This window comes from Streptomyces sp. V3I7, assembly GCF_030817495.1.
GTDB lineage: Bacteria > Actinomycetota > Actinomycetes > Streptomycetales > Streptomycetaceae > Streptomyces.
Map to the genome: position 1 here is coordinate 1,536,930 of NZ_JAUSZK010000001.1, position 26,161 is coordinate 1,563,090.

Below are 26,161 nucleotides of genomic sequence, written 5' to 3' on the forward strand. Positions count from 1 at the left end.
ACCTTGTCGAGCAGCAACCCGCTGCGTGACCCCGCAGACCGACGGCTCCCGCGTATCGCGGGGCCGTCGGGCCTGGTCATCTTCGGCGTCACGGGCGACCTGTCACGCAAGAAGCTGATGCCCGCCGTGTACGACCTCGCCAATCGGGGTCTGCTGCCGCCGGGCTTCGCCCTCATCGGCTTCGCCCGCCGCGAGTGGGACGACGAGGACTTCGCCCAGGAGGTCCACGACGCGGTCAAGGAGCACGCCCGCACGCCCTTCCGCGAGGAGGTCTGGCAGCAGCTCGTCCAGGGCATGCGCTTCGTGCAGGGCACCTTCGACGACGACGCCGCCTTCGACCGGCTGCGCTCCACGATCGACGAACTGGACAAGGCACAGGGCACGGGCGGCAACTTCGCCTTCTACCTGTCGGTGCCGCCCAAGGCGTTCCCGGTCGTGATCAAGCAGCTGAAGAAGCACGGCCTCGCCGACCAGGAGGGCGGCTCCTGGCGGCGCGCGGTCATCGAGAAGCCGTTCGGCCACGACCTGAAGTCGGCCGAGGAGCTCAACGAGATCGTCCACGAGGTCTTCGCCCCGGACCAGGTCTTCCGCATCGACCACTACCTGGGCAAGGAGACCGTCCAGAACATCCTGGCGCTGCGCTTCGCCAACACGCTCTTCGAGCCGATCTGGAACCGGTCGTACGTCGACCACGTGCAGATCACCATGGCCGAGGACATCGGCATCGGCGGCCGGGCCGGCTACTACGACGGCATCGGCGCCGCGCGCGACGTCATCCAGAACCACCTGCTCCAGCTGCTGGCGCTCACCGCCATGGAGGAGCCCTCCTCCTTCGACGCGGACGCGCTCGCCGCGGAGAAGACGAAGGTCCTGGGCGCGGTCCGGCTGCCGAAGGACCTGGGCAAGCACACGGTGCGCGGTCAGTACGCCGAGGGCTGGCAGGGCGGCGAGACGGCGGTCGGTTACCTCCAGGAGGAGGGCATCGACCCCAAGTCGAAGACCGACACGTACGCCGCGATCAAGGTGGAGGTCGACAACCGCCGCTGGGCGGGCGTCCCCTTCTATCTGCGCACCGGCAAGCGGCTCGGCCGCCGGGTCACGGAGATCGCGGTCGTCTTCCAGCGCGCCCCGCACTCCCCCTTCGACCAGACGGTGACGGAGGAGCTTGGGCAGAACGCGATCGTCATCCGGGTCCAGCCGGACGAGGGCATCACGGTCCGCTTCGGCGCCAAGGTGCCGGGCACCTCGATGGAGATCCGGGACGTCTCCATGGACTTCGCCTACGGCGAGTCCTTCACGGAGTCCAGCCCGGAGGCGTACGAGCGGCTCATCCTCGACGTCCTGCTCGGTGACTCGAACCTGTTCCCGCGCACCGAGGAGGTCGAGCTGTCCTGGAAGATCCTCGACCCGATCGAGGAGTACTGGGACAGGCACGGCAAGCCGGCGCAGTACCCCGCGGGCACGTGGGGCCCCGTCGAGGCCGACGAGATGCTCAAGCGAGACGGACGGAGCTGGCGCCGCCCATGAAGACCGATCTCACGGACACCACCGCGAGCAAGATAAACAAGGCGCTCGTGGAGGGCCGGCGCGCCATCGGCACCCCGGCCGTCGGCATGGTCCTGACCCTCGTCATCGTCACCGACGAGGAGAACGCCTACGACGCGCTGAAGGCCGCCAACGAGGCCTCGCGCGAGCACCCCTCGCGCACCCTCGTGGTCATCAAGCGCGTCTCCCGCTCGCCCCGCGCCCGCACGGCCTCGCGCCTGGACGCGGAGGTGCGGCTCGGCATGGAGGCGGGCACCGGCGAGACGGTGATCCTCCGGCTGTACGGCGCGGTCGCCGACCACGCCCAGTCGGTGGTCCTGCCGCTGCTGCTGCCGGACGCGCCGGTCGTCGTCTGGTGGGCGGTCAACGCCCCGCTGGATCCGGCCGGCGACCCGCTCGGCGCGCTGGCCCAGCGCCGGGTGACCGACACCTACTCCGCCGAGGCCCCGCTGCGCGAGCTCAGCGCCCGCGCCGAGGCCTACACGCCCGGGGACACGGACCTGTCGTGGACCCGCATCACGCCCTGGCGTTCGATGCTGGCCGCGGCGCTGGACCAGGTCGACTGCGAGGTGCGGGCCGCCGAGGTGGAGGGCGAGGAGTTCAATCCGAGCTGCGAGCTGCTGGCGATGTGGCTCGCGGACCGGCTGGACGTGCCCGTCAAGCGCTCGCTGTCCGCCGGCCCCGGCCTCACGGCCGTCCGGCTGGACACCAACTGCGGGCCGATCGCCCTGGACCGCGCGGACGGTTCGCTGGCCACGCTGTCCATCGCGGACCAGCCGGACCGTGCGGTGGCGCTGAAGCGGCGCGAGACGTCCGAGCTGATCGCGGAGGAGCTGCGGCGGCTGGACCCGGACGACACGTACGCCGCGGCGCTGCGGTTCGGGCTGAACCGGCTGTCGGGTACGTCCGAGACGCCCGAGCCCGCGACGGAGCAGCCCGCGCCCGCGAAGAGGACGGCCGCCAGGAAGGCCCCGACGAGGAAGGCGGCGGCGAAGTGAGCACCCCGCAGCTGGTCGTGCACCGCGACAAGGAGCTGATGGCGCAGGCCGCCGCGGCCCGGCTGATCACCAAGATCGTGGACGCGCAGTCCTCGCGCGGCTCCGCGTCGGTGGTGCTCACCGGCGGCCGCAACGGCAACGGCCTGCTGGCCGCGCTGGCGGCGGCGCCCGCACGGGACGCCGTCGACTGGGGCCGGCTGGACCTGTGGTGGGGTGACGAGCGGTTCCTGCCCGAGGGCGACCCCGAGCGCAACTACACCCAGGCGCGCGAGGCCCTGCTCGACGCCGTACCGCTGGACCCCAAGCGCGTGCACCCGATGCCCGCGTCGGACGGTCCGTACGGCAGTGACGTGGACGCGGCGGCCGAGGCGTACGCCGAGGAGCTGGCCCGGGCGGCCGGTCCGGAGAACCACGGCAGCGTGCCCGTCTTCGACGTGCTGCTGCTGGGCGTCGGCCCGGACACGCACGTGGCCTCGCTCTTCCCCGAGCTGCCCGGCGTCCGGGAGACCGAGCGCACGGTGATCGGGGTGCACGGCGCGCCGAAGCCCCCGCCGACCCGGATCTCGCTGACCCTTCCGGCGATCCGCGCGGCCCGCGAGGTGTGGCTGCTGGCGGCCGGCGAGGACAAGGCGCAGGCCGTGGCGATGGCCCTGTCAGGCACGGGCGAGATCCAGGCCCCGGCGGCGGGAGCGCGGGGCCGCTCGCGCACGCTGTGGCTGCTGGACTCGGCGGCGGCCTCCCAGCTGCCGCGGTCGCTGTACCCCCCGGCGTCCCCGTGACCGGGTGACACGGACGGAGGGGCGGCGCAGATTCCCTGCGCCGCCCTCCGCTTTTCCGTTGTACGCCGGTTACTTCACCGATCCGGCCATCACGCCCTGCACGAAGTGCTTCTGGAACGCGAAGAACACGACCACGGGCACGATCAGCGACAGGAACGCGCCCGGCGCCAGCACGTCGACGTTGCTGCCGAACTGCCGGATCTGGGACTGGAGTTCCACGGTGAGCGGCTGGGCGGAGCTGTCGGCGAAGAGCAGCGCGACCAGCATGTCGTTCCACACCCACAGGAACTGGAAGATGGCGAGGCTGGCGATGGCCGGCCGGCCGATGGGCAGCACGAGGCGGGTGAAGATGCGCCACTCGGTGCCGCCGTCCATGCGGGCCGCCTCCAGCATCTCCTGCGGTATCTCGGCGAAGTAGTTCCGGAGCAGGAACACCGCGAACGGCAGTCCGTACGCCACATGGAAGAGGATGACGCCGGGGATGGTGCCGAACAGGCCGAGCTGTCCGAAGAGTTGGGCGACCGGCAGCAGGCCGATCTGCACCGGCACCACCAACAGGGCGACCACCAGCAGGAAGACGGGTTCGCGGCCAGGGAAGTCCAGCCACGCGAAGGCGTATCCGGCGAGCGCGGCGATGACGACGACCAGGGTCGTGGCCGGCACCGAGATCAGCACCGTGTTCCAGAACGCCTGCGTCATCCCGGCGTTCTTCAGCAGCGCCGTGTAGTTGTCGAGGGACAGCTGCCCGGGGGTGGCCAGCGCCGTCCACCAGCCGCCCTTGGCCGCGTCCTGCGCGGAGCGCAGGGAGGAGACGAACAGCCCGGCCAGCGGGGTGAGCCAGACGAGCCCGATCACCACGAGGAACGCCTGGACCAGCGAGCTGCCCAGACCGCGCCGGACCGTGTGCATCGCCGCGCTCATCGCTGACTCCTTCGGAAGCGGCGGACGTTGAAGACCATCGCGGGGACGACCAGGAGCAGGAGCAGCACGCCGAGGGCGCTGCCGAGTCCCTGGTTGTTGCCGCCGCCGAAGGACACCAGCCACATCTGGGTGGCGAGCACGGTCGCGTCCTCCTGCACGGGCCCCGGCGCGATGATGTAGACGAGGTCGAAGACCTTCATTACGTTGATGACCAGGGTGACGAAGACGACCGTCAGCACCGGCGCGAGCAGCGGCACGGTGATCCGCCGGAAGATCTGCCACTCGTTCGCCCCGTCCATCCGCGCCGCCTCCAGCACGTCGCGCGGCAGCGTGGACAGGCCCGCGCCGATCAGGACCATGGCGAAGCCGGTCCAGATCCACAGGTACGCCCCGATGATCGCCGGGGTGACCAGCGCGGGGCCGAGCCAGGAGACGCCGTCGTAGGGCTGCGCGAAGTTCGACGCGGGCAGCTTCAGCGTGTACGCGCCGGAGCCGAGGTGCCCGAACCGGAAGGAGCCGTCGGGTGCGGTGGTCGTGGCGGCGACCGTCTTCCCGTCGCGTACCGCCTCGACCTTCATGCCGGGCAGTCCGCTCTCGCGCGGGTCGACCTTGCCCTGCCGGCCGCCACCACCGGGTACGAAGTCCAGGTAGACGACGCCTCGCAGTTCGCCAGGGGTCGCGTTCTGTCCGACGGCGGGGCTGGCGTTCTTGGGCAGGTCGCCCGGCAGCACGCCGACCATCGGAAGCGCCACGGTGTCACCGGGCGACACGCGCGCACTCGTCCGGTACGAGCCGTCCCGGCCGTGGGTCAGCAGCTCCCGTCCCTCGCGGCCGCGTGCCGTCGGGTAGGGCGAGGTGCCCTGGAAGGCGTCGTGCACCGAGACCACGGCCGCGTTGAGCACGCCCTTGTGCGGGTCCTCGTCGTAGGCGAGCCGGAAGACGATGCCGGCGGCGAGGAAGGACACCGCCATGGGCATGAACATCAGCAGCTTGAAGGCGGTGGCCCAGCGGACCTTCTCCACCAGGACGGCGAGGATCAGGCCGAGGCCGGTCAGCAGCGCGGGGGCGACGACCACCCAGACGGTGGTGTTGCGGATGGCCTTGAGGGTGGCCGGGTCGCGGAACATCTCGGCGTAGTTGCCGCCGCCGACGAACCGGGTGCCGGAGGCGTCGAAGAAGCTGCGGCCGACCGAGAACAGCACCGGGTAGACGACGAGCGCGCCGAGCAGGAGCAGGGCGGGCAGCACGAAGAGCAGGGCGACGGTCCGACCGCGCCGCCGGGCGCGGCGCTTGAGCGCCGCGCCCGGGGCGGTGGGCGCGCTCCCCGTCTCGTGTGCGAGCGTGGTGGTGGTCATGGCAGGTCAGCCCTTGTAGGCCTTGGCGGCCGCGGCCTCGAGCCTGTCCGCGGTCGCCTTCGGGTTGGAGGGGTCACGCAGGAAGTCCTGCAGCAGCTTCCACTCGCCGGCGCCCTTCGTGCCGCCGAACGCCGCGGGCGCCTGGTCGGACATGTCGAAGCGGACGGCGTTCTTGTCACCGGCGGCGACGAGGGACTTGGCGGTGGCGCGGGTGACGTCGTCGCCGTAGGAGGCCATGTCGACCTTCTTGTTCGGCGACAGGAAGCCGCCGGCCTTCGCCCACACGGCCGCGGCCTCGGGGGTCGCCAGGTACTCCAGGAGCTTCATGCCCGCGTCGGCGTTCTTGCCGGACTTGAGCACGACGGCCGCGTCGCCGCCGCTGACCACCGGGGCGCTGCCGCCGCCGACCGCCGGGAACGGGAAGAAGTCGGCGTCCTTGCCGACGGTCTTGCCGAACTGGTCGTGGGCGACACCGGCGACGAAGTCGCCCTCGTAGACCATGCCGGCCTCGGGCTTGGGGCCGAAGACCTTCTCCACCGAGCCGGGGAAGTCGGTGTTGAGGGCCTCCTTCTGGCCGCCCGCGACGAGTTGCTTGTCCTTGAAGAGCTTGCCCAGCGTGGTGAGGGCCTTGACGACGCTCGCGTCGGTCCACTTCAGCTTGTGGGCGGCGAGGGCGTCGTACTTCTCGGGACCGGCCTGGGAGAGGTAGATGTTCTCGAACCAGTCGGTGAGGGTCCAGCCGTCCTGGCCGGCGACCGCGAAGGCGGAGAGGCCGGAGTCGGAGACGGTGTGACCGGCCTTCAGCATCTCGTCGTACGTCTTCGGCGCCTTGACGCCGGCCTGGGCGAGGGCGTCGGGGCTGTACCAGACGGTCGACTTGTGGGCGGCCTTGAAGTAGAGGCCGTACAGCGTGCCGTCGACGCTGCCGTACGTCTTCCACACCGGCGCGTAGTCGGCGCTGATGGTCTGGTCGGTGGTCTTGGACAGCGGCTTGAGCCAGCCCTTCTTGGCGAACTGCTGGAGCACGCCGACCTGCGGGACCATCACGACGTCGGGGGCGTTGCCGCCCTCGATCTTGCTGCCGACGACGGTGGAGACGTTGTCGCCGGTGGAGGTGAACTGCGTCTTGGCGCCGGTCTTCTCGGTGAAGGCGTCGAGCACCTTCTGGAAGTTCTTCTGCTCACTGCCGGACCAGACACCGGCCACGGTGACCGTCTGACCGCTGAGCGCCTTGTCGCCGCCGCCCGCGGCGACCGGGGAACCGCCGCCGCAGGCCGTCGCGCCGAGAGCAAGGGCGAGGGTCGTGCAGCCGGTGAGGAGGGTGGTACGTCGTCGCATCATCGTTGATGTTCCTTCGTGGTGTGGGGAGTTGACGGAGACGGTCAGAGGTCGGCGAGCCACCAGGCGGCGGTGGCGCCGGGCAGTTCCCCGGCCGGGCACGGCCCGCTGGCGAGCAGGGGGGTGCCGGGGACGGGCGCGGTGGCGGGGGCCGTACCGAAGTTGACGGCACAGACCAGGCCGTCGCCGCGGACGAAGGCGAGGACGTCGGGCTCGCTGTCCAGCCAGCGCAGCGTCCCCTCGCCCAGCTGGGGCAGGGAGCCACGCAGCTGGAGGGCGTCGCGGTACATGTGCCAGAAGGAGCGGGTGTCGGCGAGGGCACGCTCGGTGGCGTACTCGGCGAACCACTCGGGCTGCGGCAGCCACGTCCTGACGCCGTCGCCCCCGGTGGTGAAGCCGAACGGGGAGGCCTGTCCCGACCAGGGCAGCGGCACCCGGCAGCCGTCGCGGACGTGCATACGGCTTCCGGTGCGGTGGAAGATCGGGTCGGTGAGGACGTCGTCGGGCAGGTCGACGACCTCGGGCAGGCCGAGCTCCTCGCCCTGGTAGACGTACGCGGCACCGGGCAGCGCCAGCATCAGCAGCGCGGCGGCGCGGGCGCGGGCGGCGCCGAGGCCGCTGCCCTCGGGGGCGGCCTCGCCGTAGCGGGTGACGGTGCGGACCTGGTCGTGGTTGTTGAGGACCCAGGTGACGGTGGAGCCGGTGCCGGCGATGTCGGCCATGGCCTCGGAGACGACCTTGCGGAAGGCGTCGGCGTCCCAGGGGGTGCGGAGCAGGTCGAAGAAGAAGGCCTGGTGGAGCTCGTCGGAGCGGACGTACTCGGCGTGCTCGCGGGCGGTCGGCACGGAGACCTCGCCGACCAGGAGCCGCTCGCGGCCGTCGCGTGCGGTGTACTCCTCGCACACCGCGCGCCAGTGCCGCCACACGTCGTGCACCTCGGGCTGGTTCCAGGCGAGCTGGTTGATCGCGTCGCGGGTGCGGTAGTCGGCCTCCGGGTCGTCGGAGTCCGGCAGTTCGGGGTGCTTGTAGAGGCCGGCGGCGACGTCGATACGGAAGCCGTCGACGCCCCGGTCCAGCCAGAAGCGCAGGACGCGGTCGAACTCGGCGGCGATCTCCGGGTTGCGCCAGTTCCAGTCGGGCTGCTCCGGCGTGAACATGTGCAGGTACCACTGGCCGGGGCGGCCGTCCGCCTCGGTGACCCGGCTCCAGGCCGGACCGCCGAACATGGCGTGCCAGTTGTTGGGCGGCTCCTCGCCGTCCACGCCGCGGCCCTCGGCGAAGTGGAAGCGGGCGCGGGCCTCGGAGCCCGGCTCGGCGGCCAACGCCTCACGGAACCACGCGTGCTCGCTGGAGCAGTGGTTGGGAACGATGTCCAGGAGCACCTTGATGCCGAGCCGCCGTGCTGCCGCCATCAGCAGGTCGAACTCGGCGAGGTCGCCGAAGACCGGGTCGACGTCGCAGTAGTCGGCGACGTCGTAGCCGTGGTCGTGCTGGGGCGAGGGGAAGAAGGGGCTCAGCCAGATGCCGTCGACGCCGAGCTTCTTCAGGTACGGCAGCCCGGCCCGTACGCCGGCGAGATCGCCGATGCCGTCGCCGGTGCTGTCCAGGAAGCTGCGGACGTACACCTGGTAGATCACTGCGTCGCGCCACCAGTGGTGGGTGCGGACGTGCTGGAGACTCACCCCGAGGACCTGTCTGTCGTGCCGACGTAATGCCTGCATGTTAAGTAGCGGTGTCGCGCAGGTGTCAACGAACATCGGGGAGCCGACGGGCAGTTGAGCTACTCAAAAACGGACGTATCACCTCGACCTGGCAACAAATGAGATGCCCGCGTTACCTAACAGGTAAATAGGCGTGTCGAGGGGGGCGCCTACCGGCCGGCTACCGGTGGGAGACGGCGGCGAGCTCGCGGGCCAGCCGCCGTACCGCGCTGCCCGGCGTCTGCCGCCCGGTGAGCGCGTCGTGCACGACCGCCTGCACCACCAGGCTGACCTGGTCGTAGTGCGGGCTCTTGGGGCGCGGGACGGCCGACAGCACGCTCTGCCGCAGGGTCGGCAGATACGGGAACTTCCGTACCAGGGACGGGTCGTCGTAGAGCGAGGCGCGCACGGGCGGCAGCGCGCCCCGCGTGAGGACCTCGCGCTGGACGCGCTCACCGGTGAGGTACGCGATCAGGCGGGCGGCGGAGTCGGGGTGCCGCGCGTGCGTGGTGACGGCCAGGCTGGAGCCGCCGAGAACGCTGGTGCCCGGCCCGTCCGGTCCCGGCAGCGGTACGGCGCCGACCTTCCCGGCGACCTTGGAGCCCGGGGCGGACGCGGCGACGTACGCGTACGGCCAGTTGCGCAGGAAGAGCAGCCGGCCGTCCTGGAAGGCCCGCCTGGACTCCTCCTCCTTGTACGTCAGCGCCCGCTTCGGGATCCAGCCCTCGCGCACCCCGCGCGCGAGGAACCCGATGCCCTCGCGGGCCGCCGCCGAGTTCACGGTGACGCGGGCGCCCTCGTCGCCGAGGATGGAGCCGCCCGCCGAGTACACGGCCTCGGCCGCGTTCACGGTGAGGCCCTCGTAGGGCAGGAACTGGCCCGCGTAGCCGTCGAGTCCGTGCCGGGGCGCGATGGTCCGGGCGTCGTGGGCGAGTTCGGCCCAGGTGCGCGGCGCCGGCACGCCTTCCGCGGCGAGGACGTCCTTGCGGTACAGCAGCAGACCGGCGTTGGTGACGTACGGCACAGCGTAGAGCCGGCCGTCGTAGGTGGCCGTGTCGACGACCGGCGGCAGGAAGGACTTCAGCGGGAAGCGTCCGGGCGGCAGCGGGCGGATCCAGCCGGCCGCCGCGAACTCCGAGGTCCAGTTGACGTCGATGTTGAGGACGTCGAACCGGCCGCGGTCGCCGCCGCGCAGGTCGGTCGTCATCTGCGCGTGTGTCTCGTCGGCGGAGTCCGGCAGTTCGACGAGGGTGACCCGCTCGCCGGGGTGGGTGCGGTTCCAGCCGTCGAGCAACGGGCCGAGGTAGCCGGTGAGATCCCCGGCGGTGGCCAGGGTGAGCGGCCCGCGGCCGCCCCCGGCCGCCTCGTCGGCCCGGGCGCCCGAGGCGACGTACCCGGTCAGAACCACGGCCAGGACGAGAAGGCCCCTACCGGCGGCACGGATCCACCGCATAGGTTCCTCCCGTACAGCGGCGCACTCCGGGCACCGTTGCCCGGGATCAGAGGCAATCTATACCGGTTGGGTATGGGCGATACTAGGGCGTGGAGCACATCACGGGGACCACGAGGACAGGAGGACCGCACACGTGCGTCTGGCCCTCCTCGCACTCCTCGCGCGTGGCCCCGCCCACGGATACGAGCTCAAGCTGGCCCTTGAGCAACTGCTGGGCGCCGCGTACCCTCAGCCGAACGTCGGCCAGATCTACGTGACCCTCGGCCGCCTGGAGAAGGCGGGACTGATCGAGGGCGAGGAGGTCGAGCAGTCCGGTCGGCCCAACAAGAAGCCGTACCATCTCACCGACGCCGGGCGCGAGGCGCTGCACGCCTGGTACGAGGAGACGGCGGACGAGCCGCGGGTCCGGGACGAGTTCTTCATGAAGCTCGCGCTCGCCCGGCAGACCGGTCTCGCCGACCAGATCACCCTCATCAACAAGCAGCGGCGCCAGTACCTCAACACCATGCGCAACCTGTCGAAGCTGGCCGCGGCCGAGAACCGGGACAACCGCATCGCCCATCTCCTCATAGAGGGCGCGATGCTGCACCTCCAGGCCGACCTCGACTGGCTGGAGCGGTGCCAGGAAGAGCTGGAGGAGCTCCAGTGAGCAGCACCACCGCCGCTCCCCTGCTGCGGGCCGAAGGCCTGGTGAAGACCCACCACGGCGCGGGCGCCCCGGCGCACGCCGTGCGCGGGGTCGATCTGTCCGTGGCCCGGGGCGAGTTCGTGGCCGTGACCGGCCCGTCCGGCGCCGGCAAGTCGACGCTGCTGCATCTCCTCGGCGGCCTCCAGCGGCCCGACGCGGGCAGCATCTGGCTGGACGGCGAGCGGACCGACGCCTACTCCGAGGCGCGCTGGGCGGTGGAGCGCCGCAAGCGCATCGGCATCGTCTTCCAGTTCTTCAACCTGGTCTCCAACCTCTCGGTCGCCGACAACGTCGAACTGCCCGCGCTGCTCGCCGGCGCGGCGCCGAAGCGGGCGCGCGCCGAACGGGAGGCGCTCCTGGCCGAGCTGGGCCTGGCGGGCAAGGAGCGCAGCATGCCGGGCGAGCTGTCGGGCGGCGAGCAGCAGCGGGTCGCGCTGGCCCGCGCGCTGGTCAATCATCCCCCGCTGCTGCTGGCCGACGAGCCGGCCGGCAGCCTCGACAGCAAGGGCACCCGTGAGGTGATGCGCCTGCTGTCCCGCTTCCACGACCGGGGCCAGACCATCCTGCTGGTCACCCACGACGCCCGCCTGGCCAGCGCCGCGGACCGCGTCATCAGCTTCTTCGACGGCCGTATCGCCGACGACGCCGCCCTGGACACCGCCCCGTCCCGGCACACGGGGATATCGGGCGTGCTGGAACTCAGGGACTGACGGTGGAGTACGGCGAACTGACGGTGAAGTACGGCGAGCCGAGGACGGCGGCTCGTTCCGCCGGGCATGCGCGCGACCGGGCCCCGCACGGGCCGGGGGCGGAGTAGCCGTGCGGGCCATGGTGCGCTGGGCGCACTCCGATCTGCGCACGCACCGCGGTGAGGCGCTGTTCATGGTGCTCGCCACCGCGGGCGTCGTCGCGTCGCTGCTGCTGGCCACCGCGCTGTTCGGCTACGCCACCAACCCCTGGCAGCGGATCTTCACCCAGGCCCGCGGCGCGCACGTGTGGATCCACGCCGCACCGTCCGCCGACACCGGCCGGCTCGCCCGGCTGGCCGGCGTCGAGGCCGTCGCCGGGCCCTTTCCGACCGAGTCCGTCACCGTCTCCTCGCGCGGCACCCGCGCCCAGACCGAACTCCGCTCCACCCCCGAACGTCCCGCCGTGGGCCGGCCGTTGCTCACCTCCGGCCACTGGCTGCGCCCCTCCGACCCCGACGGCGTGGTGCTGGAGAACCGTCTCGCCCGAGCCCTGCTGGCGGAGCCCGGGGACACCCTGACGCTGCCCGGCACGACCCGGACCCTGACAGTCGTCGGCGTCGCCGACAGTCCCGAACCCCGCTACAGCCCCGGCGAGCAGCCCGGCCTGGTCTGGGCCCCGCCCCCCGCCGTCCACCCCGCCGGGGACCAGGTCGTCGGACTGCGGCTGACACGTCCCGACGACACGGACTACGCCGTGCAGCGCGCCGTCACCGTGCTCGGTGCCGGCGCGGTCGGCGAGGTCTCCACCTGGCAGCAGGCGCGCGCGGAGGCGCAGGGCGACAGCCGGCTCCTCGGCCAGGTGCTGGGCCTGTTCGGCCTGGGCGCGCTGGTGGCCGCGGGGTTCGCGGTCCACGGCGCGATCGGCACCCGCATCCGCGGTCATCTGCGGGACATCTCGGTGCTCAAGACGATCGGCTTCACGCCCGGCCAGGTCGTGCGGATCTTCCTGCTCCAGCATGTCGCGTACGCCGTCCTCGGCGCCGTCGCCGCGGCGGCGCTCATCCGGGGCCTGGGCCGCCTGATCCCGGGCCGGCTCGGTGACGCGGTGGGCGTGTGGCAGGGGCTGCCCGGACACACCACGGCACTGTTCGCGATACCGGTGGGATCGGTGCTGTTCATCGCCCTGACGACCGGCCTCGCGGCATGGCGAGCGGGCCGGGTGTCGCCGGTCCCGGTGCCGCGCCGCGTCACCCCGACCGGCGGCCGCCTGACGGGGATCGCCCGCCGGGCACTCGGCCTGCGCCTCCCCCCGGCCCTGGTCCTGGGCTGCCACGCGGCGTTCACCGGCCGCCGCCGTTCGGTGGCCACGGTGGCCCGGCTGACACTTCCGCTGCTGCTGATCGTGGTGGCGCTGAGCGCGTGGACGACGATCGACCGCTTCCACAGCGACCCGCAGCGGATGGGACTGGCCGCGTCGCTCACGGCCCGGGCGGACCACGACCTGACCGACCGGCAGACCCGCTCACTGCTGGAGCACGACCCCCGGGTCGCCGCCGCCTACCCGGGCGTCGAGATGGCCGCGCTGGTCCCGGGCCAGACCGCCACGATCGCGCTGCGCGGCCTGGGCATCCGGCACCACCCCTACCCGTACGCCATCGCCGAGGGCCGCCCGGCCCATGGCCCCGACGAGGCGGTGGCCGGCCAGGGCTTCCTGACCCTCCTGGACGCGCGCGTCGGCGACTGGGTCCGGATGACCGTGGGCGACCGGCCGCAGATCCTGCACATCGTCGGCCGCAGCATCGAACCGGAGAACGCCGGCCGCACGGTCTCGACCTCGCTGGACACCCTCCGCGAGAACGACCCCCAGCTCACCCCGACCCTCTACCAACTCCGCCTGCGCCCCGGCGCCGACCCCCACCACGTCGCCGCCGCCCTGACCCGCGCCGGCCACGGCCACCTCGACGTCCACGCCGTGACCAACCCGGCCGACGGCCTCTCCCCGCTCCGCGGAGTCGTGGCCGGCCTGGTCGCCGTACTCGCCCTGATCGCCGTCGTCGAACTCCTCACCACCATCGGCGGCTCACTCCGCGACAGCGAACGCGACCTGCTGGCCCTGAAGGCGATCGGCATGTCCCCCCGCCAGATCACCACACTCACGGCCACGTCCACGACCTGCACCACCCTTCTCTCCACCCTCCTCGCCACAACCCTGGGCCTCCCCCTCTCCCACTGGCTGATAGACACCCAGGCAACCACCAACGGAATCGGCCCAGGAATCGCCCAGCCCCCGTCACTCCCCCTACTCACCACCCTCACGGCAACGGCGCTCGCGGCCGCGGCAGGACTGTCAGCGGTTCCGGCGGGGCGGGTGGCTCGGGGGAGGTTGGGGGAGGTGGGGGTGGGGTGAGTTGAGGGGGGCACTGGGGAGGCAGGCGGGGAGTTGAGGGGCGCGGCCAGGGAGGGGGCGGGGTGCGGCCGGGGGCTGGGGTCCGGGGCGGAGCCCAGCAGGAGTGCAGGGGGCGCAGCCCCCGCTGGGGTCCGGGGCCGGAACCCAGCAGGGGTGCAGGGGGCGCAGCCTCCCCTGGGGTCCGGGGCCGGAACCCAGCAGGGGTGCAGGGGGCGCAGCCCCCGCTGGGGTCCGGGGCGGAGGCCCACCGGGAAGCTCATCCACCTCAGCGCCCCACTCGCCCGCCCCAGCAGGGGCAACACCCGCCGGGGCGAGGGCGGAGCCCAGGAGGGGTGCAGGGGGCGGAGCCCTCGCCGGGGTCTGAGGCGGAGCCTCAGGGGACGTCAGCTCTTCAACTCACCGAGACGGGTGGGCCGGTGGGCAAGACCCCTCACCGCACCGCACCCGCACCGCCGGGGTCTGGGGCGGAGCCCCAGGGCGAGGGCGCCCTTCTGACCTACCGAGACGGGCGGGTGGGTGGGCAAGACCCTCCGTCAACGCCCCCGCAGGGAGCGATACCTAGCCACCAACCCCCGCGTGGACCCGTCCAACCCCACCACCTCCGCCCCCTCCGTCAACGCCGGCTCCACCCTCTTCGCCAGCACCTTCCCCAGCTCGACCCCCCACTGGTCGAAGGAGTCGATGTTCCACACCGCCCCCTGCACGAACACCTTGTGCTCGTACAGCGCAATCAGCTGCCCCAGCACCGACGGAGTCAACTCCCGCGCCAGGATCGTCGTCGTCGGCCGGTCCCCCCGGAACGTCTTGTGCGGCACCAGCTCCTCCGGCACCCCCTCCGCCCGCACCTCGTCCGCGGTCTTGCCGAAGGCCAACGCCTGCGTCTGCGCGAAGAAGTTGGCCATCAGCAGATCGTGCTGCGCCCTGAGTTCCTCACTCAACTCCCCCACCGGCTCGACGAAGCCGATGAAGTCCGCCGGGATCAGCTTCGTACCCTGATGGATGAGCTGGTAGTACGCGTGCTGACCGTTCGTCCCCGGCGTCCCCCACACCACCGGCCCGGTCTGCCACTCCACCTCCCGCCCGTCCCGCGCGACGAACTTCCCGTTGGACTCCATGTCCAACTGCTGCAGATACGCCGTGAACCTGGACAGGTAGTGCGAGTACGGCAACACCGCATGTGACTGCGCGTCATGGAAGTTGCCGTACCAGATCCCGAGCAGCCCCAGCAGCAGCGGCACGTTCTCCCCGGCAGGCGCGTCGCGGAAGTGCTCGTCGACGATGCGGAACCCGTCGAGCATCTCCCGGAACCGCTCCGGACCGATCGCGATCATCAACGACAGCCCGATCGCCGAGTCGAACGAGTACCGACCCCCGACCCAGTCCCAGAACTCGAACATGTTGGCCGTGTCGATCCCGAACTCGGCGACCTTCTCGGCGTTGGTCGACAGCGCCACGAAGTGCTGGGCGACGGCCTCCTGCCCGGCGTTCAGCCCGGAGAGCAGCCAGTTGCGCGCGGACGTCGCGTTGGTGACCGTCTCGATCGTCGTGAAGGTCTTGGACGCGACGACGAACAGCGTCTCCGCCGGATCCAGGTCCCGTACCGCCTCGTGCAGATCGGCCCCGTCCACGTTCGACACGAAGCGGACGGTCAGATCCCGGTCGGTGAAGCTGCGCAGCGCCTCGTACGCCATCGCCGGCCCGAGATCGGATCCGCCGATCCCGATGTTGACGACGTTTCTGATGCGCTTGCCGGTGTGACCGGTCCACTCCCCCGAGCGCACCCGCTCGGCGAACTCGCTCATCCGGTCGAGCACCGCGTGCACGGCGGGGACCACGTTCTCGCCGTCGACCTCGATCACGGCGTCCCGCGGCGCGCGCAGCGCGGTGTGCAGCACGGCCCGGTCCTCGGTGACGTTGATCTTCTCGCCCCGGAACATGGCGTCCCGCAACCCGAAGACGTCCGTCCGGGCGGCCAGTTCACGCAGCAGCCGCAGCGTCTCGTCGGTGACCAGCTGCTTGGAGTAGTCGACGTACAGATCGCCGACCTGAAGCGTGTACGTGTCACCGCGCTCCGGATCCCCGGCGAACAGGTCCCGCAGATGCGTGTCGGCGAGCTCCTCGCGGTGCTTGGCCAGAGCGGTCCACTCGGGGGTCTGGTTGAGCCTGGTGCGGCCGTCAGCGTTCATGTCCGACTTCAGCCTTCTTTCCTGCCTGTTCCGTGCTGCGTGTCTTGCCCCCGCTGCCGGCCCAACCTAGTTGATCAGCCCGGAACACGAGCCGTCGCAGGGCCGTCCACCCGCGCAACATCAGATACGTCCGTCTTGCGCGCCGGTGTCGACGAGGTGGCCGCCGACCGTAAGAGGACGGCCGTCCGCGGACACGCCCGCGACCGCTCCGTACACGCGCAGGCAGGCGAAACAACTCCGGCCAGGCGCCCGCAGGCACCCAGCCGGTTCACAACCTCTAGATCTCGCCCCGCAGTTTGGCGAGCGCCTCGGCGAGGATCGCCTCGCCGTCCGCGTCGCTGCGCCGCTCCCGCACGTACGCGAGGTGGGTCTTGTAGGGCTCGGTACGCGGCGGGTCCGGCGGATTGTCCCGGTCCTGTCCGGCCGGGAAGCCGCAACGCGGGCAGTCCCAGGTGTCGGGGACCTGCGCGTCGCTGGCGAAACTCGGCTGAGTCTCATGCCCGTTGGAGCACCAGAAGGAGATGCGCAGGCGCGGGGCGGACTCGCCCCGCTCTGCCTCGCCCATCGGCCCCGCCCCGACCCGGCTTCCTCGGATCGCGTTGCCACTTGCCACGGTCGTAACTCCCTGCGTGATGGTGCCGCGAAGCGAGTCGGCGTTTCACTTCGCCGCGAGCGCCTCAGTCTACGTAAGGCCCAACGCGCGTCCAGTGATAGGAGTTACAGCCCCACACAAGACGCAAGCCCCATGATAGGCCGCGCCTTGGAGCGCGTACCGAACATGGGGCCCTGCGTACGAAATGTATGTACTTGTGAGACGCTGATCAGCTGTTCGTCTTCATGAGCATTCCGAGGACGATGATGCTCGCGAACCACAGCAGCCCGACCACCAGGGTGATGCGGTCCAGGTTCCGCTCGGCGACCGAGGAGCCACCGACGGACGACTGCATACCGCCACCGAACATGTCGGAGAGACCGCCGCCCTTGCCCTTGTGCATCAGCACCAGCAGCATCAGCAGCAGGCTGAAGATGATCAGGGCGATCGAGAACCCCAAAACCACGGCTGGACCAACTCTCTCGGAATCGTATGAACGACGGGGGCACGGTGCCCAGGGACTATCCAAGGCTTCCTACCATGCCCCCGCAAGGGTACGACGGATCGCGCCGGGCGCCTACTCACCGGCTGCCCGGCGCACTGATCACGCCCGGCGGCTCACTGGTCGCGGAAACGCACGATCTTGACGAACTCGTCCGTGTCCAGCGAGGCCCCGCCGACGAGGGCGCCGTCGATGTCGGGCTGGGCCATGATCTCGGCCACGTTGCCCGCCTTGACGGAGCCGCCGTACTGGATGCGGACCTTGTCGGCCACGTCCTGCGAGTACAGCTCGGCGAGCCTGGCGCGGATGGCGGCGCAGACCTCCTGCGCGTCCGCGGTGCCGCAGACCTGGCCGGTGCCGATGGCCCACACGGGCTCGTAGGCGATCACGATGCTCTCGGCCTGCTCGGCCGGGACGTCCTTCAGGGCGCCGTCGAGCTGGGTGAGGGTGTGGGTGACGTGGTTGCCCGCCTGGCGGACGTCGAGCTCCTCGCCGACGCACAGGATCGGAGTCAGGCCGTGCTTAAGGGCGGCCTTGACCTTGGCGTTGACGACCTCGTCGGTCTCGTTGTGGTACTGCCGGCGCTCGGAGTGGCCGATGACCACGTACGTGCACTTCAGCTTGGCCAGCATCGGGCCCGAGATCTCACCGGTGTACGCACCGGAGTCGTGCGCCGAGAGGTCCTGGGCGCCGTACTTGATCTTGAGCTTGTCGCCGTCGACCAGCGTCTGCACGGAGCGCAGGTCGGTGAACGGCGGCAGGACGGCGACCTCGACGGCGTCGTAGTCCTTGTCGGCCAGGGCGAAGGCGAGTTTCTGGACGTGGGCGATGGCCTCGAGGTGGTTGAGGTTCATCTTCCAGTTGCCCGCCATGATCGGCGTGCGCGTGCTCATTGAGGTCAGTCCTCCAGTGCGGCGAGGCCGGGGAGCGTCTTGCCCTCGAGGTACTCGAGAGAGGCGCCGCCACCGGTCGAGATGTGGCCGAATGCGTTCTCGTCGAAACCGAGCGTACGCACGGCCGCGGCGGAGTCACCGCCGCCGACGACGGTGAAGCCGTCCGAGTTGACGAGAGCCTGGGCTACCGCCTTGGTGCCCTCGGCGTAGTCGGGGTGCTCGAAGACGCCCATGGGGCCGTTCCAGAAGACGGTCTCGGCGTCGGCGAGCTTCGAGGCGTAGAGCTCTCGGGTCTTCGGGCCGATGTCCAGGCCCTCCTGGTCGGCGGGGATCTTGTCCGCGTCGACCACGGTGTGCCGGGAAGGCGCCTTGGTCTTCAGGTCCGGGAACTCCGGGGAGACCAGGACGTCGACGGGGAGCAGCAACTCCACGCCTTTCTTCGCGGCGCGCTCCATGTACTCCTTGACGGCCGGGATCTGGTCCTCCTGGAGGAGGGAGATGCCGACCTCGTGGCCCTGGGCCTTGAGGAACGTGTAGGCCATGCCGCCGCCGATGAGCAGGCGGTCGGCCTTGTCGAGGAGCTTGTCGATGACGTCGAGCTTGTCGGAGACCTTGGCGCCGCCGAGCACGACGACGTAGGGGCGCCGGACGTCGTCGGTGAGCTTCTTCAGGACGTCGACCTCGTTCGCGATCAGGTAGCCGGCGTAGTGCGGCAGCCTGGCCGGGAGGTCGTACACGGAGGCGTGCTTGCGGTGGACCGCGCCGAAGCCGTCGCCGACGTAGACGTCCGCGAGGGCGGCGAGCCGGTCGGCGAACTCGCCGCGCTCGGTGTCGTCCTTGGATGTCTCGCCGGGGTTGAAGCGCAGGTTCTCGATGACCGCGACCTGGCCGGGCTCCAGGCCGTCGACGGCGTCGTGGGCGGCGGGGCCGACGGTGTCCTGGGCGAACGCGACGGGCGCGCCGAGCAGTTCACCGAGGCGCTCGGCGGCGGGCAGCAGCGAGAACTCGGGGTCCGGGGCGCCCTTGGGGCGGCCCAGGTGCGAGGCCACGATCACCTTGGCGCCCGCGTCCGCGAGGGCCTTGACGGTGGGCAGCACAGCGCGGATCCGGCCGTCGTCGGTGATGACACCGTCGGCGAGCGGGACGTTGAGGTCGGCGCGGACGAAGACCCGCTTGCCGGCCACGCCGTCGGCGAGAAGTTCGTCGATGGTCTTCATGAGGGGAACTCCTGAGAGGTCTCTGTGACGAGGCTCTTGATCGTACGAGGGCTGATCGTGATCGTACGAGGGCTGATCGACCGTACGTCAGCGGCCGACCCGCACGTGCGGCAGGGCCCGGGCAGTGCGTCGGTCGCGCTGCCCGGGCCCTGCTACCGCATCGGTGTGTCTGCTCTGGTGATCAGAGCTGCTCGCCGACGAAGACCGTGAGGTCGACGAGGCGGTTGGAGTAGCCCCACTCGTTGTCGTACCAGCCCAGGATCTTCACCGAATTGCCGTCCTGGACCATGGTCATGGACGAGTCGAAGGTGCAGGACGCCGGGTCGCCGACGATGTCCGAGGAGACGATCGGGTCCTCGGTGTAGGACAGGTAGCCCTTGAGGTCGCCGTCGTCGGCGGCCTTCTTGAACGCGGCGTTGACCTCGTCCTTGGTGACCTCGCGCTGGAGCTGCACGACCAGGTCGGTGGCCGAGCCGGTGGGAACCGGGACGCGCATGGCGATGCCGTCCAGCTTGCCCTTGAGCTGCGGCAGCACCAGGGCGGTGGCCTTGGCGGCGCCGGTGGTCGTCGGGATGATGTTCTCGGCGGCGGCACGGGCGCGGCGCAGGTCCTTGTGCGGGAAGTCCAGGATGCGCTGGTCGTTCGTGTACGCGTGCACCGTGGTCATCAGACCCTTGACGATGCCGAAGTTCTCGTCGAGGACCTTCGCCATCGGCGCCACACAGTTGGTGGTGCAGGAGGCGTTGGAGATGATGTGGTCCTTCTCCGGGTCGTACTGGTCCTGGTTGACGCCCATGACGATGGTGACGTCCTCGTCCTTGGCCGGAGCCGAGATGAGGACCTTCTTGGCGCCACCGGCGAGGTGCTTCGCGGCGTCTTCCTTCTTGGTGAAGATGCCGGTCGACTCGATGACGATGTCGACGCCCAGCTCACCCCAGGGGATGTCGGCCGGGTTGCGCTCGGACAGAACCTTGATGGTGTGGCCGTCCACGGTGATGGTGTCGGCGGTGTGCGAGACCTCCTGCTTGAGACGACCCAGGATGGTGTCGTACTTCAGCAGATGAGCCGTGGTCGCGGTGTCACCCAGGTCGTTGACAGCCACGATCTCGATGTCTGCACCCTGCTCCAGCAGCGCGCGGAAGTAGTTACGACCGATGCGGCCAAAGCCGTTGATGCCTACGCGGATCGTCACGAACCGATCTCCTCGTTGGTACGCCGGCTCAGCGCCGGCGAGCTGTATGGGATGTCCCCGACCACCCACGACCCTACCCCTCTGAGTCCCCCGTAGTGACATCTAGATGCCCTCATACGCGGCACGCCGACCTTTACCCGCCAGTAGGGGACGGATTGCTCAAACGTGCAGGGGCACAAGCCACTTGAGCACGCGACGTCGATCGCCCTGTGCCGCACGGCTTTCCGACGCGAACCGGCGTCCCCGGAAGGGGGTTCGGGTACGGAGCCCGGCCCTCGACGGCCCGCTCCGCCCGCCCGCGACCGCCGCTGGTCGCCGCCGATCGCTGCACGCGAACATCCGTCAGGCGGTCCTGCCCGGCGCGGCGTCGACCGCGTGGGCGGTGGAGGGGGTGGGTGGTGGAGGGGATGGCGGTGGAGCCGGTGGCCGGTGGGTGGTGCGGAGAAACGAAAGTGCCGACACCCTGCGACGGGTGTCGGCACTTTCATGCCTGAGGAGGGGGTGTCAGCCCACCAGGTTGTCCGCCATCTCCTCGGTGAGGTTGGCCTCCGTGCCCGGGATGCCCAGGTCGGCGGCGCGCTTGTCGGCCATCGCGAGCAGACGGCGGATACGGCCGGCGACGGCGTCCTTGGTCAGCGGCGGGTCGGCGAGGGCGCCCAGCTCCTCCAGCGAGGCCTGCTTGTGCTCCATGCGCAGCCGGCCCGCGGCGGCGAGGTGCTCGGGGACGTCGTCGGCGAGGATCTCCAGCGCACGCTGCACCCGGGCACCGGCGGCGACGGCGGCGCGGGCCGAGCGGCGCAGGTTGGCGTCGTCGAAGTTGGCGAGCCGGTTGGCCGTGGCGCGGACCTCGCGGCGCATCCGCCGCTCCTCCCAGGCCAGCACGGACTCGTGCGCGCCGAGGCGCGTCAGCAGGGCGCCGATCGCGTCACCGTCCCGGACGACGACCCGGTCCACCCCGCGCACCTCGCGTGCCTTCGCGGCGATCGACAGCCGCCGTGCGGCACCGACGAGGGCGAGCGCAGCCTCGGGACCCGGACAGGTCACCTCCAGGGAGGAGGAGCGGCCCGGCTCGGTCAGCGAGCCGTGCGCCAGGAAGGCCCCGCGCCAGGCCGCCTCCGCGTCACAGGTGGCCCCGGAGACGACCTGCGGGGGCAGGCCGCGGATCGGGCGCCCCCGGCCGTCGACGAGGCCGGTCTGCCGGGCCAGCTGGTCCCCGCCCGCGACGACGCGTACGACGTAGCGCGAGCCGCGCCGCAGCCCGCCGGGCGCCATGACGATCAGCTCGGAGCTGTGGCCGAAGATCTCCAGGATGTCCCGCTTGAGGCGCCGGGCGGCCATCGCCGTGTCCAGCTCCGCCTCGATCACGATCCGCCCGCTCACCAGGTGCAGGCCGCCGGCGAACCGCAGAACGGCGGAGACCTCCGCCTTCCTGCAGCAGGTCCGGGTGACGGGGAGCCGAGAGATCTCGTCCTTCACCGCTGCCGTCATCGCCATGGGCCGATCCTTCCATGCATCCGAAAAATACGGTCGTACGCGGCGGCCAACAGCTCCGGGTCGTGCCGGGGAGAACCGTCGGTCCGGGCCACGGGCGCCAGCTCCACCGCGGCTCCGAGCCGCTTGGCAGCCTCCGTGAGCAAGTCGCGGTCGGGCACGGCGGCCTCGTCGGCCAGCACCACGTCCAGGGCGAGTTTAGGGGCGTGTCGCCCCAAAACCTCCAAATGACGCTGCGGGGAGAAGCCCTCGGTTTCTCCCGGCTGCGGGGCGAGGTTCAGGGAGAGGACCCGTCGCGCCTTCGTCGCCGTGAGTGCCTCCAGGAGTTCGGGGACGAGCAGATGCGGGATGACCGAGGAGAACCAGGAGCCGGGACCGAGCACCACCCAGTCCGCGTCCAGCACCGCCTCGACGGCCTCGGGAACCGCCGGCGGGTCGTGCGGCACGAGGTGCACCGACTGCACCTCGCCGGGTGTGAGGGCCACGGTCGCCTGCCCCCGCACCGTGTCCACATCGTCCGGACGCTCCGGGTCGTGGCCCTTGACCAGGGCCTGGAGCGCGAGTGGCACGGCGGACATGGGCAGCACCCGGCCGTGCGCGCCGAGCAGCTTGCCGACCAGGTCCAGGGCCTGGACATGGTCACCGAGCTGCTCCCACAGCGCGACGATCAGGAGGTTCCCGACCGCGTGGTCGTGCAGGTCTCCATGGGACGCGAAGCGGTGCTGGATGACCCTGGACCAGGTCTGACCCCAGTCGTCGTCGCCGCACAGCGCGGCCAGCGCCTTGCGCAGATCACCGGGCGGCAGAACGCCCAGCTCGTCACGCAGCCGCCCGCTGGAGCCGCCGTCGTCGGCCACGGTGACGACGGCGGTGAGGTCGCCGGTGATCCGGCGCAGCGCGGCGAGCGAGGCGGACAGCCCCATACCGCCGCCGAGGGCCACCACCTTGGGCTGGGCGCCCCGGCGGCGCGGCCGGGCGCCCCGGGCCACGGCCGGGAGGCGGCTCGCACGTGCCTCGGGCATCACCCGGCGCAGCCTGCTCAGCCGCGGTGTACGTCTCGTCATTCCCGTCCCATGTCCCGGTGGACGACCACCGTCTCCACGCCCTCGGCCGCGAGCCGCGCGGCGAGCTTCTCCGACATGGCCACCGAGCGGTGCTTGCCGCCCGTACAGCCGATGGCGATGGTCACATAGCGCTTGCCCTCCCGGCGATAGCCGGCCGCGATCAACCGCAGCAGCTCGGCGTACCGGTCGAGGAACTCCTTCGCACCGGGCTGGTTGAAGACGTACGCGGCGACCTCCTCGTTGACGCCGGTGTACGGGCGCAGTTCCGGGACCCAGTGCGGGTTGGGCAGGAAGCGCATGTCGGCGACCAGGTCGGCGTCGACCGGGAGACCGTACTTGAAGCCGAACGACATCACGGTGGCCCGCAGCTCGGGCTCCTCATCACCGGCGAACTGGGCGTCCATCTTGGCGCGCAGCTCGTGCACGTTGAGGCTGGAGGTGTCGATCACCAGGTCGGCGTCGCCGCGCAGCTCACGCAGCAGCTCCCGCTCGGCGGCGATGCCGTCGACGATGCGGCCGTCGCCCTGGAGCGGGTGCGGGCGGCGCACCGACTCGAAGCGGCGTACGAGGGCCTCGTCGGAGGACTCCAGGAAGACGATGCGCCGGGTGACGCCCCGGGTGTCGAGCCCGGCGAGGGACTCGCGGAGGTTGTCGAAGAAGCGGCGGCCGCGCACGTCGACGACGACCGCGATCCGTGCCACGTTGCCCTGGGAGCGCGCGCCGAGCTCCACCATGGTGGGGATGAGGGCGGGCGGGAGGTTGTCGACGACGAACCAGCCGAGGTCCTCCAGACACTTGGCTGCCGTCGACCGGCCGGCTCCGGACATGCCGGAGATGATCACCAGCTCGGGGATGTCCGGAGCGGCGGCCCCGGCTGTCGTGGCGTCCGTACTCACCTGGGCTGCTCCGTCTTCCGGGGGCGTCGGCCGCGTCTGGTCCCGGCCCGCTTCCTCGTGCGTGCGATCTCGCTCGGCTGTGGGCTGTGCGTCGTGGTCCGTCATGTCTCCTGCCCCCGTCGTTCGTCCGGGTTGCCCGCAGACACGGGCTCCCCCGAGGAGTCCGTCGTCGCTCCGGGTTCCTCGTCATCCATGATCTCTCCGGTCGCCGTGTTCACGGCCGGTGCGGCCGCGGGCGCCTGCGCGAGGGCCGCGGCGATCGTCTCGGCCGTCTTCCGGCCTATGCCGGGCACCTCGCGGATCTGGTCGACGGTGGCGGCCCGCAGCTTCTTCAGCGAGCCGAAGTGCTTGATCAGCGCCTGCTTGCGCGCGTCGCCGAGGCCTGGCACGTCGTCGAGGGGGCTGGAACGCAGGCGCTTGGCGCGCTTGGCCCGCTGATAGGTGATGGCGAAGCGGTGCGCCTCGTCACGGACGCGCTGGAGCAGGTAGAGGCCCTCGCTGGTCCGGGGCAGCACCAGCGGGTCGTCGTCGCCCGGCAGCCACACCTCCTCCAGGCGCTTGGCGAGGCCGCAGACGGCGATGTCATCGATGCCGAGCTCGTCGAGTGCCCGCTTGGCGGCCGCGACCTGCGGCTGGCCACCGTCGACGACGACGAGCTGGGGCGGGTAGGCGAACTTCCTGGGCCGGCCGTCGGCGTCTTTCAGTCCGCCCTCACCATCGCCCTGCAGCGCCTCCTCGCCGTCGGTCCACTCCCCCGTCTTCTCCTTCTCGGCGAGGTAGCGCTTGAAGCGCCGCGAGATCACCTCGTGCATGGAGCGGACGTCGTCCTGCCCGGCGAATCCCTTGATCTGGAAACGGCGGTACTCGCTCTTGCGCTGGAGCCCGTCCTCGAAGACGACCATGGAGGCCACCACGTCGTCACCCTGGAGGTGCGAGATGTCATAACACTCGATCCTGAGCGGGGCGCTGTCCAGGTCGAGGGCGTCCGCGATCTCCTCCAGGGCTCGCGAGCGCGTGGTCAGGTCGGAGGCCCGCTTGGTCTTGTGCAGGACGAGCGCCTGCTGGGCGTTGCGCTGGACCGTCTCCATCAGCGACTTCTTGTCGCCGCGCTGCGGGATGCGAAGCGAGACGTTCGCCCCGCGGCGAGTGGCCAGCCACTCCTGGATCGGCTCCACCGGGTCGGGCAACGCCGGGACCAGCACCTCCTTGGGGACGGCGTCCCCGCTCTCCTCGCCGTACAACTGCTGGAGGGCGTGCTCGACCAGGGCCCCGGTGGTGATCTCCTCGACCTTGTCGGTCACCCAGCCGCGCTGGCCCCGGACCCGGCCGCCGCGCACGTGGAAGATCTGCACGGCCGCCTCCAGCTCGTCCTCGGCGACAGCGATGAGGTCGGCGTCGGTCGCGTCGGCGAGCACGACCGCGTTCTTCTCCATGGCCTTCTTCAGGGCCCCGATGTCGTCGCGCAGGCGGGCGGCCCGCTCGTACTCCATCTCGTCGGCCGCCTCCATCATCTGCTTCTCCAGGCGGCGCAGATACGTCCCGGTGCGGCCGGCCATGAAGTCGCAGAACTCGTCGGCGAGTTCGCGGTGCTCCTCGGCGGAGATCCGGTCGACGCAGGGGGCCGAGCACTTGCCGATGTAGCCGAGCAGGCAGGGGCGGCCGGTGCGGGCGGCGTTCTTGAAGACGCCGGCCGAGCAGGTCCGCACGGGGAAGACGCGCAGGAGCAGGTCGACCGTGTCGCGGATGGCCCAGGCGTGCGCGTACGGCCCGAAGTACTTCACGCCCTTCTTCTTGTGGCCGCGCATCACCTGCACCCTCGGGTACTCCTCGTTCATCGTCACCGCGAGGTAGGGGTAGCTCTTGTCGTCGCGGTACTTGACGTTGAACCGGGGGTCGAACTCCTTGATCCAGGAGTACTCCAGCTGCAGCGCCTCGACCTCCGTGGACACCACGGTCCACTCCACGGACGCGGCCGTGGTGACCATGCTCCGGGTGCGGGGATGGAGGTTCGCCAGGTCCTGGAAGTAGTTCGCCAGACGTTGACGCAGGCTCTTCGCCTTTCCGACGTAGATCACCCGGCGGTGCTCGTCGCGGAACTTGTACACCCCGGGGGAATCCGGGATCTCTCCCGGCTTGGGGCGGTAGCTGGAGGGGTCGGCCATGTCTCACACCCTACTGTCGAGGGGTGACAGTCCGGCGGGCCTGTGGACAACGCCCGCCGGGGCTGACGCGACTCGGCCAGGTGTGCGCCACGG

At 71.0% G+C, this 26,161-nt stretch carries 21 protein-coding genes; 6 read left to right on the forward strand and 15 right to left on the reverse strand.

Going from position 1 to position 26,161, the window contains the following annotated elements; translation table 11 throughout:
- Nucleotides 1–3 precede the first annotated feature (3 nt).
- The 3 genes from zwf to pgl are packed head-to-tail and all read left to right on the forward strand — an operon-like array spanning nucleotide 4 to nucleotide 3,322.
- On the forward strand, nucleotides 4–1,527 hold the full coding sequence (gene zwf / locus QFZ74_RS07305; protein ID WP_307619970.1) for a glucose-6-phosphate dehydrogenase: 1,524 nt from the start codon (nucleotides 4–6) through the stop codon (nucleotides 1,525–1,527).
- On the forward strand, nucleotides 1,524–2,543 hold the full coding sequence (opcA, locus tag QFZ74_RS07310) for a glucose-6-phosphate dehydrogenase assembly protein OpcA (protein WP_307619971.1): 1,020 nt from the start codon (nucleotides 1,524–1,526) through the stop codon (nucleotides 2,541–2,543). The genes zwf and opcA overlap by 4 nt, the downstream gene beginning before the upstream one ends.
- Nucleotides 2,540–3,322: a 6-phosphogluconolactonase gene (pgl, locus tag QFZ74_RS07315; RefSeq protein WP_307619972.1), complete on the forward strand. Its 783-nt coding sequence runs from the start codon at nucleotides 2,540–2,542 to the stop codon at nucleotides 3,320–3,322. Before opcA ends, pgl begins: the two co-directional genes overlap by 4 nt.
- 69 nt (nucleotides 3,323–3,391) lie before the next feature.
- Here the strand turns inward: pgl and QFZ74_RS07320 are convergent, their stop codons facing one another.
- The 5 genes from QFZ74_RS07320 to QFZ74_RS07340 form a co-directional block, all read right to left on the reverse strand.
- Complete coding sequence (locus QFZ74_RS07320) at nucleotides 3,392–4,231, reverse strand: carbohydrate ABC transporter permease (RefSeq protein WP_307624066.1); 840 nt, start codon at nucleotides 4,229–4,231, stop codon at nucleotides 3,392–3,394.
- 8 nt (nucleotides 4,232–4,239) lie between these two features.
- Nucleotides 4,240–5,598: an ABC transporter permease subunit gene (locus QFZ74_RS07325; RefSeq protein ID WP_307619973.1), complete on the reverse strand. Its 1,359-nt coding sequence runs from the start codon at nucleotides 5,596–5,598 to the stop codon at nucleotides 4,240–4,242.
- 6 nt (nucleotides 5,599–5,604) lie between these two features.
- A complete protein-coding gene (locus QFZ74_RS07330) occupies nucleotides 5,605–6,939 on the reverse strand; it encodes an ABC transporter substrate-binding protein (RefSeq protein ID WP_307619974.1) in 1,335 nt (444 codons plus the stop codon).
- A 41-nt stretch (nucleotides 6,940–6,980) separates the two neighbouring features.
- Entirely contained in the window at nucleotides 6,981–8,657 is a 1,677-nt protein-coding gene (locus QFZ74_RS07335; RefSeq protein WP_307619975.1) for a glycoside hydrolase family 13 protein, read from the reverse strand.
- 160 nt (nucleotides 8,658–8,817) lie between these two features.
- On the reverse strand, nucleotides 8,818–10,089 hold the full coding sequence (locus tag QFZ74_RS07340) for an ABC transporter substrate-binding protein (RefSeq protein ID WP_307619976.1): 1,272 nt from the start codon (nucleotides 10,087–10,089) through the stop codon (nucleotides 8,818–8,820).
- Between the two features lie 133 nt (nucleotides 10,090–10,222).
- On the opposite strand from QFZ74_RS07340, the gene QFZ74_RS07345 reads away from it, so the two are divergent.
- The 3 genes from QFZ74_RS07345 to QFZ74_RS07355 all read left to right on the forward strand — a co-directional run bounded on the left by QFZ74_RS07345 (nucleotide 10,223) and on the right by QFZ74_RS07355 (nucleotide 13,873).
- Nucleotides 10,223–10,738 carry a PadR family transcriptional regulator gene (locus tag QFZ74_RS07345; protein WP_307619977.1) on the forward strand — a complete coding sequence of 172 codons (516 nt, stop codon included), beginning with the start codon at nucleotides 10,223–10,225 and terminating at the stop codon, nucleotides 10,736–10,738.
- Nucleotides 10,696–11,487, forward strand: coding sequence for an ABC transporter ATP-binding protein (locus QFZ74_RS07350; protein ID WP_373462470.1), 792 nt, complete (start codon nucleotides 10,696–10,698; stop codon nucleotides 11,485–11,487). The genes QFZ74_RS07345 and QFZ74_RS07350 overlap by 43 nt, the downstream gene beginning before the upstream one ends.
- Before the next feature lie 109 nt (nucleotides 11,488–11,596).
- Nucleotides 11,597–13,873, forward strand: a complete 2,277-nt coding sequence (locus QFZ74_RS07355; RefSeq protein ID WP_307619979.1) for an FtsX-like permease family protein — start codon at nucleotides 11,597–11,599, stop codon at nucleotides 13,871–13,873.
- Between the two features lie 533 nt (nucleotides 13,874–14,406).
- On the opposite strand, the gene pgi is transcribed toward QFZ74_RS07355, so the two are convergent.
- The 10 genes from pgi to uvrC form a co-directional block, all read right to left on the reverse strand.
- On the reverse strand, nucleotides 14,407–16,059 hold the full coding sequence (gene pgi, locus QFZ74_RS07360) for a glucose-6-phosphate isomerase (RefSeq protein ID WP_307619980.1): 1,653 nt from the start codon (nucleotides 16,057–16,059) through the stop codon (nucleotides 14,407–14,409).
- 277 nt (nucleotides 16,060–16,336) lie between these two features.
- On the reverse strand, nucleotides 16,337–16,672 hold the full coding sequence (locus tag QFZ74_RS07365; protein ID WP_003957010.1) for an RNA polymerase-binding protein RbpA: 336 nt from the start codon (nucleotides 16,670–16,672) through the stop codon (nucleotides 16,337–16,339).
- Nucleotides 16,673–16,880: 208 nt separating this feature from the next.
- The gene (secG, locus tag QFZ74_RS07370) at nucleotides 16,881–17,111 is read right to left on the reverse strand and encodes a preprotein translocase subunit SecG (RefSeq protein WP_307619981.1); all 231 of its coding nucleotides are present in this window, start codon (nucleotides 17,109–17,111) and stop codon (nucleotides 16,881–16,883) included.
- Nucleotides 17,112–17,269: 158 nt separating this feature from the next.
- Nucleotides 17,270–18,046, reverse strand: a complete 777-nt coding sequence (gene tpiA / locus QFZ74_RS07375) for a triose-phosphate isomerase (protein WP_307619982.1) — start codon at nucleotides 18,044–18,046, stop codon at nucleotides 17,270–17,272.
- A 5-nt stretch (nucleotides 18,047–18,051) separates the two neighbouring features.
- On the reverse strand, nucleotides 18,052–19,263 hold the full coding sequence (gene pgk, locus QFZ74_RS07380; protein ID WP_307619983.1) for a phosphoglycerate kinase: 1,212 nt from the start codon (nucleotides 19,261–19,263) through the stop codon (nucleotides 18,052–18,054).
- A 181-nt stretch (nucleotides 19,264–19,444) separates the two neighbouring features.
- Entirely contained in the window at nucleotides 19,445–20,455 is a 1,011-nt protein-coding gene (gap, locus tag QFZ74_RS07385; protein WP_307619984.1) for a type I glyceraldehyde-3-phosphate dehydrogenase, read from the reverse strand.
- Between the two features lie 504 nt (nucleotides 20,456–20,959).
- Nucleotides 20,960–21,949, reverse strand: coding sequence for a DNA-binding protein WhiA (gene whiA / locus QFZ74_RS07390; RefSeq protein ID WP_307619985.1), 990 nt, complete (start codon nucleotides 21,947–21,949; stop codon nucleotides 20,960–20,962).
- Entirely contained in the window at nucleotides 21,940–23,010 is a 1,071-nt protein-coding gene (gene yvcK, locus QFZ74_RS07395; protein ID WP_307619986.1) for a uridine diphosphate-N-acetylglucosamine-binding protein YvcK, read from the reverse strand. The genes whiA and yvcK overlap by 10 nt, the downstream gene beginning before the upstream one ends.
- Nucleotides 23,007–24,011 carry an RNase adapter RapZ gene (rapZ, locus tag QFZ74_RS07400; protein ID WP_307619987.1) on the reverse strand — a complete coding sequence of 335 codons (1,005 nt, stop codon included), beginning with the start codon at nucleotides 24,009–24,011 and terminating at the stop codon, nucleotides 23,007–23,009. The genes yvcK and rapZ overlap by 4 nt, the downstream gene beginning before the upstream one ends.
- A complete protein-coding gene (gene uvrC / locus QFZ74_RS07405) occupies nucleotides 24,008–26,068 on the reverse strand; it encodes an excinuclease ABC subunit UvrC (protein ID WP_307619988.1) in 2,061 nt (686 codons plus the stop codon). Before uvrC ends, rapZ begins: the two co-directional genes overlap by 4 nt.
- Nucleotides 26,069–26,161 lie beyond the last annotated feature (93 nt).